Below are 17,126 nucleotides of genomic sequence, written 5' to 3'. Positions count from 1 at the left end.
AACAGCCGCACTTTGGCTTCGAACTGCCGGATCCGCGTTCATCCGCGCGAATCCGTGGCCGCACCACCCTCCCTGGACGCCAGGCATGAGCAGACTCGAGCAGCGTTTCCAGGCTTTGCGCGCCACCGGCCGCAAGGCGCTGATCCCCTTCATCACTGCCGGCGATCCGTCGCTGGAGGCCACCGTTCCGGTCATGCATGCGCTGGTTGCTGCCGGCGCGGACGTGCTGGAGCTGGGCGTGCCGTTTTCCGACCCGATGGCCGACGGGCCGACCATCCAGCGCAGCTCCGAGCGCGCGCTGGCACGCGGTGCGGGGATGGGTTGGGTGCTGGGCGCGGTGCGCGAGTTCCGCGAGCGCGACATGGACACGCCCGTGGTGCTGATGGGCTACCTCAACCCGGTCGAGATCCGCGGCGCGGAGCAGTTCGCCCGTGACGCGGCCGAGGCGGGGGTGGACGGTGTGCTGCTGGTCGACCTGCCGCCGGAGGAATCGCCGGAGTTCCGCGAGCCCTTCGCCGCGCACGGGGTGGCGCTGGTGCTGCTGGCGTCGCCGACCACACCCGATGCGCGCCTGTCGTTGCTGCTGGACAACGCCCAGGGTTATCTCTACTACGTCAGCTTCGCCGGGGTGACAGGTGCATCCGAACGCCTCGACCCGGAGGCGGCCGCAACCCACCTGCGCCAGATCCGGGCGCACAGCCCGGTGCCGGTGGTGGCCGGGTTCGGCATCCGCGACGCCGCCAGCGCCGCGGCCATGGCGGTGGACGCGGACGGGGTGGTGGTCGGCAGCGCGCTGGTCTCGGCGATGGCCGATGCGGCAGACCCGGCCGATGCGGCTGCGCGTGCCGCGGAATTCCTGGTCCCGCTGCGGGCCGCGCTGGGCTGATCGCGCTCCCCCGGCGCCGGCCGCCGGTTCCGGACGCGGGAAGGGCGAGAGCCGCCGTGGCCTGCTGGCCGGACCGGGAACGGCCCCGGACCGTCCATGGCGACACCGGCCCGTGCGCTAAACTGCGCGCCTTCGCGGCCGCCGCCGCCAACGGATCCGACGCCAAGCATGTCCTGGTTGAAGAAACTGATGCCGCCGCACATCCGCACCGAGTCTGGCGCGGCCCGCAAGCGCAGCGTGCCCGAGGGGCTGTGGGAGAAGTGCGACCGCTGCGGCGCCGTGCTCTACGGGCCCGAGCTCGAGGAGAACCTCGAGGTCTGCCCCAAGTGCAGCTTCCATCGGCCGATCCGCGCCCGCGCACGGCTGCGCACCTTCCTCGACACCGGTGAGCTGCGCGAGATCGCGGGCCATCTGGGCCCGACCGACGTGCTCCGCTTCCGGGACCAGAAGCGCTACGCCGACCGCATCAAGGCCGCGCAGAAGGCGACCGGTGAACGCGACGCGCTGGTGGTCATGGAGGGCCGGCTCAAGCAGATGCCGATGGTGGCCGCCGCGTTCGATTTCGCCTTCATGGGCGGGTCGATGGGGTCGGTGGTCGGTGAGCGCTTCGCCCGCGGCGTGGAGCGTGCGCTCGAAACCGGTTCGGGCTTCGTGTGTTTTTCCGCCAGCGGCGGCGCGCGCATGCAGGAAAGCCTGTTTTCGCTGCTGCAGATGGCCAAGACCTCGGCGGCGCTCGGGCGCCTGCGCCAGGCCGGGCTGCCCTATATCTCGGTGATGACCCACCCCACCACCGGCGGCGTTTCCGCCTCGTTCGCGATGCTGGGCGACGTCAACATCGCCGAACCCGACGCGCTGATCGGCTTCGCGGGCCCGCGCGTGATCGAGCAGACGGTGCGTGAAACCCTGCCCGAAGGCTTCCAGCGCCCCGAGTTCCTGCGCGAGCACGGCGCGATCGACCAGATCTGCGATCGCCGCGAGCTGCGCGACCGCATCGCCACCCTGGTGGCCATGATGACGCGCCAGCCTGCGCCGCAGGACGTGGCCGCATGAGCCGTCGCTACTTCGGCACCGACGGCATCCGCGGCCATGTCGGCGAAGGGGCGATCTCGGCCGATTTCGTGCTGCGCCTGGGCAACGCCTACGGGCACATCCTGCGCGAGGCGGCCGAAGCGCGCGGCGACCATCGCAAGCCGCTGGTGGTGATCGGCAAGGACACGCGCATCTCCAACTACATGTTCGAGGCGGCGCTGGAAGCCGGGCTGGTCGCGGCCGGCGTGCACGTGCAGCTGATGGGTCCGATGCCCACGCCGGCAGTCGCGCACATGACCCGCTCGATGCGCGCCGATGGCGGCATCGTCATTTCCGCCTCGCACAACCCGCATTACGACAACGGCATCAAGTTCTTTTCGGCCGAAGGCGAGAAGCTCGACGACGCCACCGAGCTGTCGATCGAGGCCGCGCTGGACCGCCCGTTCACCACCGTGGCCTCCGAGCGGCTGGGCAAGGCCTTGCGCACCCGCGACGCTGTGGGGCGCTACGTCGAGGCCTGCAAGAGCTCCGTACCACGTCGGTTCAACCTGACCGGCATGCACGTGGTGGTCGATTGCGCCCATGGCGCGACCTACCAGATCGCCCCGCTCGTGCTGCGCGAGCTCGACGCGCGGGTCGACACCATCGGGGTCGAGCCCAACGGCACCAACATCAACGACGGCGTCGGCTCGATGCACCCCGAAGGGCTGGCCGAGCGCGTGCGTGCCACCGGCGCCGACCTCGGCATCGCCTTCGACGGCGACGGCGACCGGCTGCTGTTCGTCGACAGCGATGGCGCGGTCCACGATGGTGACAACCTGCTCTACCTGCTGGCCACCGACTGGCAGGCCAGCGGCCGCCTGCGCGGTCCCGTGGTCGGCACGCTGATGACCAACTACGGGCTGGAGCAGGCGCTGCAACGCGAAGGCATCGGCTTCCTGCGCAGCAAGGTCGGCGACCGCTACGTGCACCAGGCCCTGCTTGCGCACGGTGGCATCCTCGGCGGCGAGGCTTCCGGCCACCTGCTGTGCCTGGACCGCGCGACCACCGGCGATGGCATCATCAGTGCGCTGCAGGTGCTGGAAGTGCTCAAGCGCCGCGGGCTCACCCTGCAGCAGGCGCTGGCCGGCGTGCTCAAGCTTCCGCAGAAGACGGTCAACGTGCGCTGCGGCAACGGCCGCAAGCCGGCCGAGGCCGACAGCGTGCAGGCCGCGCTGGCTCGCGCGCAGGCGGCGGTGCAGGGGCGCGGCCGCGCGTTCCTGCGCCCGTCCGGCACCGAGCCGGTGGTGCGCGTGACCGTGGAGGCCGACGACCAGGCGCTGATGCAGTCCACCCTCGATGCACTCGCCGAGGCGGTCCGCGCCGCCGCGACGTGAATTTTTGACCGGGATCAGTGCCATCGGCCCGCAGGCGTGGCCCAATCGCCGGATCGCAGAACACCCGGAGCCCATGATGACCCCGCGCATCCCGACCCTCGACATCCGCCGCTACGACGGCGACCGCGACGCCTTCGTCGCAGAGCTCGGCAACGCATACCGCGAATGGGGGTTCGCGGGCATCAGCCACCACGGCATTCCGCAGGCCTTGATTGACGAGGCCTACGCGGCGTTTCGCCGCTTCTATGCGCTGCCCGAGGAGGTCAAGAAGAAGTACCACGTGCAGGGCCAGGGCGGCGCGCGCGGCTACACGCCCTTCGGCATCGAGACCGCCAAGGGCTCGAAGCACTTCGACCTCAAGGAGTTCTGGCACATCGGCCGCGAGTTGCCGGAGGATTCGAAGTACCGCGACGTGATGCCCCCCAACGTGTGGCCCGACGAGGTGCCGGAGTTCCGCGAACACGGCCTGGCGCTGTACAACGCGCTCGATGCGCTCGGCTCGCGCGTGCTCTCGGCGCTGGCGCTGCACATCGGCCTGGCGGAGGACTTCTTCGCCGACAAGACCAACCTCGGCAACTCGATCCTGCGCCCGATCCACTACCCGCCGATCACCGCCGACGACATCCCCAACGTGCGCGCCGGTGCGCATGGCGACATCAACTTCATCACCCTCCTCGTGGGCGCATCGACCGCCGGCCTCGAGGTGCAGTCGAAGAAGGGCGAGTGGGTACCCTTCACCTCCGAGGGCGACACCATCGTGGTGAACATCGGCGACATGCTCGAGCGGCTCACCAACCATGTCTATCCCTCGACCATCCACCGCGTGGTCAATCCCCCCGGCGAGGCGGCGCGACAGCCGCGCTATTCGGTGCCGTTTTTCCTGCACCCCAATCCGGATTTCCTGATCGACGTACTGCCCTCGTGCATCACGTCCGACAGCCCCAGCCGCTATCCCGAGCCGATCACCGCGCACGGCTTCCTCGAACAGCGCCTGCGCGAGATCAATCTGAAGTAGCGGCGGCCCGCACATATCTGCACGACGTGGAGCCCACGATGCCGACGATCCCCGTACGTCCTGCCGTGTTCGCACTGGCGTTGTCCGCAGCGTTCGCGGCACCAGCCGCAGTCCCGGCCGATTGCGCCACGCCGCTCGCGCCGCGCGAGGCGGCCACCGGCCTGCCCGGGCTGCTGCTCCAGCCAGATGGAACCAGGATCACGCGCGCGGACTGGCCCTGCCGGCGCCAGACGCTGCGCGCGACCGCCGAGGCCCATGTCTACGGCCCACGGGGACCTGATCCGGAGCGCGTGTCGGCCCGGATCGAAGGCGATCGCATCCATGTCGAGGTCAGTCACGATGGCCGCGAAGCCGGCTTCGGCGCCACACTGCGCCTGCCGGAAGGGCCCGGGCCGCATCCGGTCCTGATCGTGATCGGTGGGGTTGCCGGCGTCGACGACGCGCTGCTGGCCGCCGAGGGCATCGCCCGCATCGATTTCGTGCCCACCCCGGTCGGCGCTGAAACCGGGCAATCGCGGGACCGGCGTGGCGCGTTCTTCGAACTCTACGGAGAGCCGGTGCAGGCTACCGGCAGCCTGATGGCCTGGGCCTGGGGCGTGAGCCGGCTGATCGATGCGATTGAACAGGCGGGGCAGGGCCTGCTGCGGCCCGACGCGGTCGCGGTCGCCGGCTGCTCGCGCTATGGCAAGGGTGCGCTCGCCGCAGGTGCCTTCGACGAGCGCATCGCCCTGACGATTCCGATCGAATCTGGTTCCGGCGGCGTGCCGCTCTGGCGCGGCGTGGTCGGTGGCGGGGCGCAGCCGCCGCATAGCGCGTTTGGCGAACAGCCCTGGCTCGCGGATGCATTCGCTGCCTTTGCCAATGACGTGGAGCGGCTGCCGATCGATCAGCACGCGGTCCTGGCGCTCGTGGCACCGCGGGGGCTGCTGGTGCTGGACAACCCGCACGTGGACTGGCTGGGCGCATCCGCCGGCCATGCGGCCGTGCAGGCCGTGGCCGGCGTCTACGCCATGCTCGGCGTGGAGGGCAACCTCGGCTACCACGGCGACGTGGTCGAACCACGCCACTGCGCCTGGCGCGTCGAATGGGACGTGCCTGCGCGCGATGCGATCCGCCGCCACCTGCACGGGGCGGAGGCCGACGACCTGCCGGTGGTTGCCGCGGGCGCGGACGCCACTGCCCAGGTGTCGCGCGGCGAGCGGTGAGCGATGGGGCCCGGCGGCGCGGCGCGGGCATCGGCTATCCTGTGCGCCCGTCATGCAGCAGGGGTCACGCGATGCGCCGCAGGATCGTAGCCGGAAACTGGAAGCTGTATGGCACCCGCGAATTCGCGGCCAACCTGCTCGGTGAACTCGTGGCGGACCTGCCGGTGCCGGGCGTGGACGTGGTGGTGCTGCCGCCGCTGCCCTATCTGGGCGACCTGATCGAGGACTTCGAGCAACACCCGGTCGCTTTCGGCGCGCAGGACGTCAGCCACAACGAAGAGGGCGCCTACACCGGCGAAGTCTCGGCGCGGATGCTGCTTGATGTCGGTGCGCGCTACGGACTGGTGGGCCACTCCGAGCGCCGTCGCCACCATATGGAGAACAGCGACCTGGTGGCGAAGAAGTTCCTGGCCGCGTCCAACGCCGGACTCGTGCCGATCCTGTGCCTGGGCGAGACGCTCGAGGACCGCGAGGCCGGGCGCACCGCCGCTGTCATTGCCTCGCAGCTGGAGCCGGTGCTGGAGCGGGCCGGCGTGGCGCGCTTCACCGGTGCCGTGGTCGCCTACGAGCCGGTCTGGGCGATCGGCACCGGGCAGACCGCCAGCCCCGCCCAGGCCCAGGAAGTCCACGCCCTGATCCGTGGCCACGTCGCTGCATGGGATGCTAGAATTGCTGATTCGCTGCCGATCCTGTACGGCGGCAGCGTGAAGCCGGCCAATGCCGCGGAGCTGTTCGCCCAGGCGGACATCGACGGCGGACTCATTGGCGGCGCCTCGCTGGTGGCGGCGGACTTCCTCGCCATCGTGCGCGCCGCGGCCCGCTGACCGCAGCTCCCAAGACATTCCGAGTACGCCGCAATGCTGCTGTTGATCCTCAATATCCTGTTCGTCCTGATCGCGATCGCGATGATCGCGCTGATCCTCATGCAACGCGGCGCCGGCGCGTCGGCCGGTTCGGGTTTCGGCGGTGGTGCTTCGGCCACCGTGTTCGGCGCCCGCGGCTCGGCCAGCTTCCTGACCAAGGCCACCAAGTGGCTGGGCATCAGCTTCTTTGCCATCACGCTGTTCATGGCGTGGTATGCGACGCGGCAGGCCACCACCCCGCAAACCGGCGCGGACCTGGGCATCATGTCGCAAGTGCCCGCTGCCCCGGCATCGCCGGGCGCCGTGCCGGTTGCGCCGCAGTCCTCGCCGTCGGTTCCGGTTGTGCCCCGGCAGTCGACGCAGGAGCCGGCCATCGGTGCCGTGCCGGTCGCCCCGGAGCAGCAGCAGCAAGACGCGCCGGACCCCGTGCCGCCGGCTGCTCAAACCGGGCAATAAAGCTTACAATTGCCGCGTTGCCGAAAGCGGTTCCAGGCGGCGACAGATTTGCCCAGGTGGCGGAATTGGTAGACGCACTACCTTGAGGTGGTAGCGGCTTAGGTCGTGGGGGTTCGAGTCCCCCCTTGGGCACCATATTTACCGATGTCGCGCGCGCATCAAGGCGCGCCGAGCGACGGCCGCCATATGGCGGCAAGTAGCCGAGAGAACAACGAGTGCTGGCCGAATACCTGCCGACCCTGCTGTTCCTGATCGTTGCCACGGGGGTCGGCGTTGCATTGCTGATCATCGGCAACCTGTTGGGTCCGAAAGCTCCGTCGGCCGAGAAGCTCTCGCCCTACGAGTGCGGCTTCAACGCGTTCGAGGATTCGCGCATCCAGTTCGACGTGCGCTACTACCTCATCGCGATCCAGTTCATCATTTTCGACCTGGAAATCATCTTCATCGTGCCTTGGGCGACGGTGTTCCGCGAGCTCGGCCCGCTGGGCCTGATCGAGATGGGCATCTTCGTGGGCATGCTGCTGCTCGGATTCATCTACGTGTGGAAGAAGGGAGCGCTCGAATGGGAGTGATCCAGGCGATACGCGGCCTGGCTGATTCGGCCAGCAACCCGCTGCCGGATGGTCGCGTCGACGACATCCTGCGCCCGGAAACCCTGCTCGGCGGCTCGGCGGACAACAACCCGCTGCTCGAGCGCGGCTTCCTCACCACCAGCTCGGATGTGCTGCTCAACTGGGCGCGCACCGGCTCGATGTGGCCGATGACCTTCGGCCTTGCCTGCTGCGCGGTCGAGATGATGCATGCAGGCGCCGCGCGCCTGGACCTGGACCGCTACGGCGTGGTGTTCCGCCCCTCGCCGCGCCAGTCCGACGTGATGATCGTGGCTGGCACCCTGGTCAACAAGATGGCCCCGGCGCTGCGCAAGGTCTACGACCAGATGCCCAACCCCAAGTGGGTGATCTCGATGGGCAGCTGCGCCAACGGTGGTGGCTATTACCACTACTCCTACGCGGTGGTGCGCGGCTGCGACCGCGTGGTGCCGGTCGATATCTATGTGCCCGGTTGCCCGCCGACGGCCGAAGCGCTGATCTACGGCATCCTGCAGTTGCAGAAGAAGATCCGCCGCGCCACCAACTTCGGCGACGAGAAGACGGGGATGCGTCATGGCTGATCGCATGACCCGCGAAACCGCGGCTGCCTTCGCCGAGCGCCTGCGCGCACGCTTCCCCGATGCTGCGGTCAGCGTGGCCATGCCGCGTGGCGAGGTCGGGCTGGTCACGTCCGGCGATTGGCTCGAGGTCTGCACCGCGCTGCGCGATGAATTCGCATTCGAGTCGCTGGTCGACCTGTGCGGCGTGGACTACTTGGGCTACGGCAGCGACGAGTGGGATACGGAAGCTTCGTCCGAAGGCTACAGCCGCGGCGTCGAAGGGCGCGGTCCCGGCCGCTTCGGCTTTGGCGAAACGACTTCGCAGCAGCTCGACCAGCCCGATGGTATCGGCGCGATCCATGTGCCGCAGCGTCGTTTCGCCGCGGTGACGCAACTGCTGTCGCTGCAGCACAACCGCCGCCTGCGCGTGACCTGTTACGCGCCGAGCGACGACCTGCCCGTCGTGTCTTCGCTGACCGGCCTGTGGCCTGTGGCCAACTGGTTCGAGCGCGAAGCCTTCGACCTGTTCGGCATCGTGTTCAGGGGCCACCCGGACCTGCGCCGGATCCTGACCGACTACGGTTTCGTCGGCCATCCGTTCCGCAAGGACTTCCCGCTGATCGGCAATGTCGAAGTGCGCTACGACGCGGAAAAGAAGCGCGTGGTGTACGAGCCGGTGACCTCGGTGGAGCCGCGCGTGACCGTGCCGCGCGTCATTCGCGACGACGCGCGCTACCAGACCGCGGTGGACGAGCAGCGCGCACGCCGCGAGCATGCGGGCAGGTCGGAGGGGCCGAAATGAGCCTCGTTCCGAATACGCCACCGCGACCGTCCGGCGAAGCCTTCGCCAGCAGCCGGGCCGAGTTCTCGCAGGAAATCCGCAACTACACGCTCAACTTCGGCCCGCAGCATCCGGCCGCGCACGGCGTGCTGCGCCTGATCCTGGAGATGGACGGCGAGGTGGTGCAGCGCGCCGACCCGCACATCGGCCTGCTCCACCGCGGTACCGAAAAGCTGGCCGAGTCCAAGCCGTTCAACCAGTCGATCGGCTACATGGATCGCCTGGACTACGTGTCGATGATGTGCAACGAGCACGCCTACGTGCGCGCCATCGAAATCCTGATGGGCATCGAGGCGCCGGTTCGCGCGCAGTACATCCGCACGCTGTTCGATGAAATCACGCGGATCCTCAACCATCTGATGTGGCTCGGTTCCAACGCGCTCGACCTGGGCGCGATGGCGGTGTTCCTGTACTCGTTCCGCGAGCGCGAGGAACTGATGGACGTGTACGAGGCAGTGTCGGGCGCGCGCATGCACGCGACCTACTACCGTCCCGGCGGCGTCTATCGCGACCTGCCGGACCGCATGCCGCAGTACCGCGAGTCCCCGTGGCGCAAGGGCGCCAAGCTCAAGCGCTTCAACGAGTGGCGCGAAGGCTCGATGCTGGACTACCTGGAGGCCTTTGCGAAGGACTTCCCGAACCGCGTCGACGAGTACGAGACCCTGCTCACCGACAACCGGATCTGGAAGCAGCGCACCGTCGGCATTGGCGTGATCCCGCCGGAGCAGGCGCTGGCCTGGGGCATGACCGGGCCGATGCTGCGTGGTTCGGGCGTGGCCTGGGACCTGCGCAAGAAGCAGCCGTACGCGAAGTACGCCGAAGTCGATTTCGATATCCCGATTGGCGCCAACGGCGACTGCTACGACCGCTATCTGGTCCGCGTGGCCGAGATGCGCCAGTCGACGCGCATCGTCGAGCAGTGCGTGAAGTGGCTGCGGGCCAACCCCGGCCCGGTGATGATCGACAACTACAAGGTCGCGCCTCCCTCCCGCGAGGAGATGAAGGACGACATGGAAGCACTGATCCACCACTTCAAGCTGTTCTCCGAAGGCTACTGCGTGCCGGTTGGCGAGACCTATGCCGCGATCGAGGGGCCCAAGGGCGAGCTCGCCTGCTACCTGGTCAGCGACGGCGCCAACAAGCCATTCCGTCTGCATGTGCGCGCGCCCGGCTTCGCGCACCTGTCGTCGATGGACGAGATCGTAAGGGGGCACATGCTGTCGGACGTGGTGGCGATGATCGGCACGTACGACGTCGTGTTTGGCGAAATCGACAGGTAAGGCAGGCGATGAAAGCGACAGGCAATTTCGAAAACGCGCGCAACGTCGACCCGATGGTCGTGCTGAGCGACGCGACCCGTGCGCACATCGACCACTGGCTGGCGAAGTTCCCGGCCGACCGCAAGCGCTCGGCCGTGCTGCAGGGGCTGTTTGCCGTGCAGGAGCAGAACCAGGGCTTCCTGACCGACGAGCTGATCGCGGGCGTCGCCAGGTACCTCGACCTGCCGCCGGTGTGGGCGTACGAGGTGGCGACCTTCTACACGATGTTCGAAACCCAGGAGGTCGGTCGCAACAACGTCGCCTTCTGCACCAACATCAGCTGCTGGCTCAACGGTGCCGAGCAACTGGTCGAGCACGCGGAAAAGAAGCTGGGTTGCAGGCTGGGTGAGTCGACTGCCGACGGGCGCGTCTACCTCAAGCGCGAGGAAGAGTGCGTGGCCGCGTGCTGCGGCGCGCCGGTGGTCGTGATCAACGGGCATTACCACGAGAAGCTCACCCCCGAGAAGGTGGACGAGCTGCTGGACGGGCTGAAGTAATGGCGGGTCATTCGCACTATTCGGAAGGCTACGGCCCCGTCGGCCCCGCGCCGAAGGAGCACCAGGCTGTCTACACCACGCTGCATTTCGACAAGCCGTGGTCGTACGAGAACTACCTCAAGACCGGTGGCTACCAGGCGCTGCGCCGCATCCTGACCGAGAAGATCCCGCCGACCGACGTGATCGAGATGGTCAAGCAGTCCGGCCTGCGCGGCCGTGGCGGCGCAGGCTTCCCGACCGGCCTGAAGTGGAGCTTCATGCCCAAGGGCGAGATGCAGAAGTACATCCTGTGCAACTCCGACGAGTCCGAACCAGGCACCTGCAAGGACCGCGACATCCTGCGCTACAACCCGCACTCGGTCGTCGAGGGCATGGCGATCGCCTGCTATGCGACCGGTTCGAACGTGGGCTACAACTACCTGCGCGGCGAGTTCCACCACGAGCCATTCGAGCATCTTGAGGAAGCCACGCGCGAGGCCTATGCCAATGGCTGGCTCGGCAGCGACATTCTTGGCTCGGGCATCGACATCGAGATCTACAACGCGCTGGGCGCCGGCGCCTACATCTGCGGTGAAGAGACCGCGCTGATGGAGTCGCTGGAAGGCAAGAAGGGCCAGCCGCGCTACAAGCCGCCGTTCCCGGCCAACTTCGGCCTGTACGGCAAGCCGACCACGATCAACAACACCGAGACTTTTGCCTCGGTGCCGGCGATCGTGCGCAATGGCGCCGAGTGGTTCCTCAATCTAGGCAAGCCCAACAACGGCGGCTGCAAGATCTTCTCGGTGTCGGGCCATGTCGGTCGGCCGGGCAACTACGAAATCCGCCTCGGCACGCCGTTCAGCGAGCTGCTGGAGCTGGCCGGCGGCATCCGCAACGGCAACCCCATCAAGGGCGTGATCCCCGGCGGTTCGTCGATGCCGGTGCTGCCGGGCGAGACGATGATGGGCCTGACCATGGACTACGACGCGCTCCAGAAGGCCGGTTCCGGCCTCGGCTCGGGCGCGGTCATCGTCATGGACCACACCACCTGCATGGTGCGCGCCTGCCAGCGCATCGCCCGCTTCTATTTCAAGGAAAGCTGCGGCCAGTGCACCCCGTGCCGCGAGGGCACCGGCTGGATGTACCGCATGCTCACCCGCATCGCCAACATGGAAGCCACGCTCGACGACCTGCATATGCTGCGTGCGGCGGCAGGGCAGATCGAGGGCCATACCATCTGCGCCTTCGGCGAGGCCGCGGCCTGGCCGGTGCAAGGCTTCCTGCGCCACTACTGGCACGAATTCGAATACGCCATCGTGAACAAGCGTTTCCACGTCGACGACGAGCTTGCAGGCACGCTGGTCAAGGCCGAGAAGGTGGCCGCGTGAGCGCACAGCCCGTCAATCCGAACCTGCCGCCCGACCACGTCACCGTCATCATCGATGGCGTCGAGCTGGCCGCGCCCAAGGGCTCGATGATCATCCAGGCCGCGGACAAGGCCGGCATCGCGATCCCGCGTTTCTGCTACCACGACAAGCTGTCGATCGCGGCCAACTGCCGCATGTGCCTGGTCGACACCGAGGTCGGCGGCCGTTCCGCGCCGAAGCCGTCGCCCGCCTGCGCCACGCCGGTGATGGACGGCCTCAAGGTCTTCACGCGCAACGAGAAGGCGCTCAAGGCGCAGCGCAACGTGATGGAGTTCCTGCTGATCAACCATCCGCTCGACTGCCCGATCTGCGACCAGGGCGGCGAGTGCGAACTGCAGGACCTGTCGTTGGGCTACGGCCGGTCGGTGAGCCGCTTCGTCGAACGCAAGCGCGTGGTCGCCGACGAGGACCTCGGCCCGCTGGTGTCCAGCGACATGACCCGCTGCATCCACTGCACCCGCTGCATCCGCGTCACCGACGAAATCGCCGGTACCTACGAGCTGGGCGGAATGCAGCGCGGCGAGGACCTGCAGATCGGCACCTACGACGGCAAGCCGCTGACCACCGAACTGTCGGGCAACGTCATCGACGTGTGCCCGGTCGGCGCGCTGACCAACAAGGTCTTCCGCTTCCGCGCCCGTCCCTGGGAGCTGATCGCGCGCGAATCGCTGGGCTTCCACGATGCGCTGGGCAGCAACCTGTTCCTGCACATGCGCCGTGGCGACGTGATGCGCGCGGTGCCGCGCGACAACGATGCGGTCAACGAGTGCTGGTTGTCCGACCGCGACCGCTACTCGCACCAGGGCCTGTACGCCGACGATCGCGCGGTGAAGCCACTGCTGCGCGTTGCCTCCAACGGCGACGATGGCGACTGGCGCGAAGCCAGCTGGGACGAGGCGCTGGCCAGCGCCGCACGGATCCTGCGCGACAACGGCGCCGACAACCTCGGCGTGCTGGTGCACCCTGCCACCTCGAACGAGGAGGGCAGCCTGCTGGCGCGCCTGGCCGAGGGCCTGGGCACCGGCAACATCGACCATCGCATCTCCCAGCGCGACCTGTCCGATGGCGCGGTGGCCGAACCATTCGCGATGGCGGTCGCCGACATCGACCAGGCCGACGCGATCGTCATCGTCGGCTCCAACCTGCGCCACGAGGTACCGCTGCTGCACCAGCGCGTGCGCAAGGCCTGGCGTCGCGGCGCAAAGGTGCACGTGGTCAGCCCGGTCGACTTCGAGTTTGCGTTCGATATCGCCAGCAAGGCGATCGTCGCACCGTCGAGGCTGGCCGACGCGCTGGGTTCGGCGGACCTCGCCGAAGCCGTGCGCGGTGCAGGCAGCATCGCCGTGATCGTGGGCGCGGTGGCCGAAAACGGCCCGCACGCGGCTGCCGTTCGGGCCGCAGCGGCCGGTTTCGCGCAGGCGACCGGCGCCAGGCTGTGCCGCATCCCGCAGGGTGCCAATGCGCTGGGCCTGTCGCGCCACGGCGTGCTGCCGTCCGGTCGCGATGCAGCCGCCATGCTGGCGGAACCGCGTGGGGCCTACGTGCTGTACGGCGTCGAGCCCGGCCTGGACTTTGCCGACCAGGCGGCTGCGTTGAACGCGCTGGGTGGCGCGCAGGTGGTGGCCTTCAGCCATTTCGCCTGCCAGTCCACGCGCCGCGTCGCCGACGTGATCCTGCCGATCGCGACGCTGTTCGAAAACAACGCGACCCTCACCAACCTCGAGGGCATCGACCAGCGGGCGATCGCCGCCGGCAAGCTGCCGGGCGAAGCGCGACAGGGTTGGACGGTGCTGCGCGCGCTTGGCGGGATGCTGCAAGTGCCAGGTTTCGAGTTCACCGACCTGGCCGGGCTTCGCGCCGGGCTGCAGGCGACCGCGCCGAACGCAAGCCGTGGCGCTGCGGCCACCGCGGCGTCCGGCGAAGGCCTCGAGCTCGCGGTGTCGCAGGCGATCTACCGCGTCGACGGGCTGACCCGCCGCGCGCAGGCGCTGCAGGCGCATCCTCTCACCGTCGGCCCGCGCCTGAGCCTGCATCCGGATGACGCCGGTGCTGCCGGGCTCGCGAGCGGCGCAATGGCCAAGGTCCGCAACGGCGCCGGCACGGCAACGCTGCAGGTCAACGTCAGCAACCTGGTCGCGCGCGGCTGCGCCTGGGTCGAGTCGGGCTATGGCGCCACTGCCGCTCTTGGCGCCGGCAACGTCACGGTGGAGGCCGCATGAGCGCGACCAATACCGCCACCCTGCTGTCCGCTTGGACCGCACCGCTGCATGACGGGCTGATGTCGCTGGGCGCGATCGGCGTGATCGTCTGGATCGTGCTCAAGATCCTCGCCATTGCGGTTCCGGTGATCGTGTCGGTGGCGTTCTACGTGGTCTGGGAGCGCAAGCTGATCGGCTGGATGCATTCGCGGCACGGCCCGATGTACGTGGGCTGGGGCGTGCTGCAGGCCTTCGCCGACGTGTTCAAGCTGCTGTTCAAGGAAGTCATCCAGCCCACCAACGCGCACAAGGCATTGTACGTGCTGGCGCCGCTGATCACCCTGGCCCCGGCGTTCGCCGCCTGGGCGGTGGTGCCGTTCGACGCGCAGCTGGTGCTGTCCAATGCCAATGCCGGCCTGCTGTACCTGCTGGCGATGACCTCGCTGGGCGTGTACGGCGTGATCCTGGCCGGCTGGGCCTCGAACTCGAAGTACGCCTTCCTCGGCGCGATGCGCTCGGCCGCCCAGATGGTGAGCTACGAGATCGCGATGGGCTTCGCCCTGGTCGGCGTGATGGTCGGCGCGGGCAGCCTCAACCTGTCGCAGATCGTGATGGCGCAGTCCGGCGACGCCGGCCTGTTCGAATGGTTCTGGCTGCCGATGCTGCCGCTGTTCGTCATCTACTTCGTGTCCGGCGTGGCCGAGACCAACCGCTCGCCGTTCGACGTGGTGGAAGGCGAATCCGAAATCGTCGCTGGCCACATGGTCGAGTACTCGGGTTCGGCGTTCGCACTGTTCTTCCTGGCCGAATACGCGAACATGATCCTGGTCAGCTTCCTGACCCCGATCTTCTTCCTCGGCGGCTGGCTGTCGCCGATCCCCGCTGCCTGGATCCCCGACGTGCCGGTGCTGGGCGTGATCCTCGGCGACGGCTGGTGGTGGCTGTTCGCGAAGGCGTTCTTCTTCGCCAGCTGCTTCGTCTGGTTCCGCGCATCGTTCCCGCGCTACCGCTACGACCAGATCATGCGGCTGGGGTGGAAGGTGTTCATCCCGCTGAGCATCGGCTGGATCGTGGTGGTGGCGTTGATGGCGTACTTCGGCGTTTTCGAGGCGGGGCAGTGATGGGCAAGTTTGTTTCCTGGTTCCGGAGCCTGTTCCTGCTCGAGCTGCTCGGCGGGCTGGCGCTGACGCTCAAATACCTGTTCCGTCCCAAGTACACGCTGATGTACCCGATGGAAAAGACGCCGCAGTCGCCGCGCTTCCGTGGCCTGCATGCGCTGCGCCGCTACCCGAACGGCGAGGAGCGCTGCATTGCCTGCAAGCTGTGCGAGGCGGTGTGCCCGGCGCTGGCGATCACCATCGATTCGGAGCCACGGCCCGAGGACGGCACGCGCCGGACCACTCGCTACGACATCGACCTGTTCAAGTGCATCTACTGCGGCTTCTGCGAAGAGTCGTGCCCGGTCGACTCGATCGTCCAGACCCACCTGCACGAGTACCACTTCGAGAACCGCGGCGAGAACATCGTCACCAAGCCGCAGCTGCTGGCCATCGGCGACCGGCTTGAAGCCGAGATCGCCGAGCGCCGCGCCGCCGACGCCGCCTTCCGATAAGCGACCGACCATGGATTTCGCACTGCTCGCCTTCCTCACCTTCGCCGCCGTGGCCGTCGCCTCGGCTGCCGCGGTGATCAGCGTCCGCAACCCGGTGCACGCCGCGCTGTTCCTGGTGTTGACCTTCTTCACCGTGGCCTGCACCTGGATCCTGGCCGGCGCCGAGTTCCTGGGCGTGGCGCTGATGGTGGTCTACGTCGGCGCGGTGCTGGTGCTGTTCCTGTTCGTGGTGATGATGCTCGACGTCGACGTGGCGCCGCTGCGCGAGGGATACGTGCGCTACCTGCCGGTCGGCCTGCTGGTGGCCGTGGTGATGCTGGTGGAGATCCTGACGCTGATCGGCATCAAGTCGCGGCTGGCGCCCTTCGGCGTGGACCAGGTCGACGCGGTCGGCGGCAACAACGTCAGCTGGATCGCAAGGCGTCTGTTCACCGACTTCCTGCTGCCCTTCGAAGTGGCCGCGCTGATCCTGACGGTCGCGGTCGTGGCCGCGGTCACCCTGACCCTGCGGCGCCGCCCGGGTGCCAAGCACCAGAACCCGGGCGAACAGACCCGCACCCGCGCGGCCGACCGCCTGCGCATGGTCAGCATGCCGGCCGAGCGGCCCGTCGACGAAGTCCCGCCGGCGGATGCCGCGGGCGGCGAAGGGGAGACCCGGTAATGGAATTCTTCGGACAGGGCCTCGCGCTTGGCCACTATCTCGCGCTCGGTGCCGCGCTGTTCTGCATCAGCGTCGCCGGCATCTTCCTCAACCGGAAGAACGTGATCATCCTGCTGATGTCGATCGAGCTGATGCTGCTCGCGGTCAACGTCAACTTCATCGCCTTCTCGCGCCACTTCGGCGACGAGGCGGGACAGATCTTCGTGTTCTTCATCCTGACCGTGGCCGCCGCGGAAGCCGCGATCGGCCTGGCGATCCTGGTCACCCTGTTCCGCAACAACCGCACCATCAACGTCGCCGAACTCGACACGCTGAAGGGGTGAGCCGCAGCGCTTGCGGACCACTGGTCCGCGCTGCGGCGAACGCCCGGCCACGGATGGCCGGGCCGGATCTCCCCGGAGTCCACGCCGTACCGCCATGGATGGCCGCAATGACAACTCGAACGTCAGGTATGCGGACCACTGCTCCGCGCATCGGCGAACGCCCGGCCATGGATGGCCGGGCCGGGTCCCTCCGGAGCCCACGCTGTAGCGCCATGGATGGCTGCAATGACAACAGCATGATTTTCTCGCGCTGACTTTTGAAGTCACGCGTCGCCGTCCCGGAAGGGCG

Annotated in this window: 18 protein-coding genes and 1 tRNA gene; all 19 read left to right on the top strand. The window is 68.1% G+C overall.

Features of this window, described 5'->3' with window-relative positions:
* Positions 1 to 85: 85 nt before the first annotated feature.
* The 19 genes from trpA to nuoK all read left to right on the top strand — a co-directional run bounded on the left by trpA (position 86) and on the right by nuoK (position 16,837).
* A complete protein-coding gene (gene trpA, locus ACW5DW_RS15110) occupies positions 86 to 886 on the top strand; it encodes a tryptophan synthase subunit alpha (RefSeq protein ID WP_457020017.1) in 801 nt (266 codons plus the stop codon).
* Between the two features lie 168 nt (positions 887 to 1,054).
* Entirely contained in the window at positions 1,055 to 1,936 is an 882-nt protein-coding gene (accD, locus tag ACW5DW_RS15105) for an acetyl-CoA carboxylase, carboxyltransferase subunit beta (protein WP_457020016.1), read from the top strand.
* The gene (glmM, locus tag ACW5DW_RS15100) at positions 1,933 to 3,291 is read left to right on the top strand and encodes a phosphoglucosamine mutase (RefSeq protein ID WP_457020014.1); all 1,359 of its coding nucleotides are present in this window, start codon (positions 1,933 to 1,935) and stop codon (positions 3,289 to 3,291) included. The genes accD and glmM overlap by 4 nt, the downstream gene beginning before the upstream one ends.
* Positions 3,292 to 3,367: 76 nt before the next feature.
* A complete protein-coding gene (locus ACW5DW_RS15095) occupies positions 3,368 to 4,306 on the top strand; it encodes an isopenicillin N synthase family dioxygenase (RefSeq protein WP_457020013.1) in 939 nt (312 codons plus the stop codon).
* A 38-nt stretch (positions 4,307 to 4,344) separates the two neighbouring features.
* The gene (locus ACW5DW_RS15090) at positions 4,345 to 5,511 is read left to right on the top strand and encodes a glucuronyl esterase domain-containing protein (protein ID WP_457020011.1); all 1,167 of its coding nucleotides are present in this window, start codon (positions 4,345 to 4,347) and stop codon (positions 5,509 to 5,511) included.
* 71 nt (positions 5,512 to 5,582) lie between these two features.
* Positions 5,583 to 6,335 (top strand): triose-phosphate isomerase, encoded by a 753-nt coding sequence (gene tpiA / locus ACW5DW_RS15085; protein WP_457020010.1) that lies wholly within the window; start codon positions 5,583 to 5,585, stop codon positions 6,333 to 6,335.
* Between the two features lie 33 nt (positions 6,336 to 6,368).
* Positions 6,369 to 6,830, top strand: coding sequence for a preprotein translocase subunit SecG (gene secG, locus ACW5DW_RS15080; protein WP_457020009.1), 462 nt, complete (start codon positions 6,369 to 6,371; stop codon positions 6,828 to 6,830).
* Positions 6,831 to 6,880: 50 nt separating this feature from the next.
* Positions 6,881 to 6,965: transfer RNA gene (locus ACW5DW_RS15075), tRNA-Leu, on the top strand.
* An 80-nt stretch (positions 6,966 to 7,045) separates the two neighbouring features.
* On the top strand, positions 7,046 to 7,402 hold the full coding sequence (locus tag ACW5DW_RS15070) for an NADH-quinone oxidoreductase subunit A (protein WP_457020008.1): 357 nt from the start codon (positions 7,046 to 7,048) through the stop codon (positions 7,400 to 7,402).
* A complete protein-coding gene (locus ACW5DW_RS15065; protein WP_457020007.1) occupies positions 7,393 to 8,001 on the top strand; it encodes a NuoB/complex I 20 kDa subunit family protein in 609 nt (202 codons plus the stop codon). The genes ACW5DW_RS15070 and ACW5DW_RS15065 overlap by 10 nt, the downstream gene beginning before the upstream one ends.
* Positions 8,002 to 8,005: 4 nt before the next feature.
* On the top strand, positions 8,006 to 8,782 hold the full coding sequence (locus ACW5DW_RS15060; RefSeq protein ID WP_457020104.1) for an NADH-quinone oxidoreductase subunit C: 777 nt from the start codon (positions 8,006 to 8,008) through the stop codon (positions 8,780 to 8,782).
* The gene (locus tag ACW5DW_RS15055) at positions 8,779 to 10,101 is read left to right on the top strand and encodes an NADH-quinone oxidoreductase subunit D (RefSeq protein WP_457020006.1); all 1,323 of its coding nucleotides are present in this window, start codon (positions 8,779 to 8,781) and stop codon (positions 10,099 to 10,101) included. Before ACW5DW_RS15060 ends, ACW5DW_RS15055 begins: the two co-directional genes overlap by 4 nt.
* A gap of 8 nt (positions 10,102 to 10,109) precedes the next feature.
* On the top strand, positions 10,110 to 10,637 hold the full coding sequence (nuoE, locus tag ACW5DW_RS15050) for an NADH-quinone oxidoreductase subunit NuoE (protein ID WP_457020005.1): 528 nt from the start codon (positions 10,110 to 10,112) through the stop codon (positions 10,635 to 10,637).
* A complete protein-coding gene (gene nuoF / locus ACW5DW_RS15045) occupies positions 10,637 to 12,004 on the top strand; it encodes an NADH-quinone oxidoreductase subunit NuoF (protein WP_457020004.1) in 1,368 nt (455 codons plus the stop codon). Before nuoE ends, nuoF begins: the two co-directional genes overlap by 1 nt.
* On the top strand, positions 12,001 to 14,262 hold the full coding sequence (gene nuoG, locus ACW5DW_RS15040; protein WP_457020002.1) for an NADH-quinone oxidoreductase subunit NuoG: 2,262 nt from the start codon (positions 12,001 to 12,003) through the stop codon (positions 14,260 to 14,262). Before nuoF ends, nuoG begins: the two co-directional genes overlap by 4 nt.
* Positions 14,259 to 15,362 (top strand): NADH-quinone oxidoreductase subunit NuoH, encoded by a 1,104-nt coding sequence (nuoH, locus tag ACW5DW_RS15035; protein ID WP_457020001.1) that lies wholly within the window; start codon positions 14,259 to 14,261, stop codon positions 15,360 to 15,362. The genes nuoG and nuoH overlap by 4 nt, the downstream gene beginning before the upstream one ends.
* Positions 15,362 to 15,853 (top strand): NADH-quinone oxidoreductase subunit NuoI, encoded by a 492-nt coding sequence (nuoI, locus tag ACW5DW_RS15030; RefSeq protein WP_457020000.1) that lies wholly within the window; start codon positions 15,362 to 15,364, stop codon positions 15,851 to 15,853. Before nuoH ends, nuoI begins: the two co-directional genes overlap by 1 nt.
* A gap of 10 nt (positions 15,854 to 15,863) precedes the next feature.
* Complete coding sequence (locus tag ACW5DW_RS15025; protein WP_457019998.1) at positions 15,864 to 16,514, top strand: NADH-quinone oxidoreductase subunit J; 651 nt, start codon at positions 15,864 to 15,866, stop codon at positions 16,512 to 16,514.
* Positions 16,514 to 16,837, top strand: coding sequence for an NADH-quinone oxidoreductase subunit NuoK (gene nuoK, locus ACW5DW_RS15020; protein ID WP_457019997.1), 324 nt, complete (start codon positions 16,514 to 16,516; stop codon positions 16,835 to 16,837). The genes ACW5DW_RS15025 and nuoK overlap by 1 nt, the downstream gene beginning before the upstream one ends.
* Positions 16,838 to 17,126 lie beyond the last annotated feature (289 nt).

This window comes from Luteimonas sp. A482, from assembly GCF_054072655.1.
Note: the sequence above shows the minus strand (reverse complement) of the source record. Positions and strands in the feature narration are given on the sequence as shown.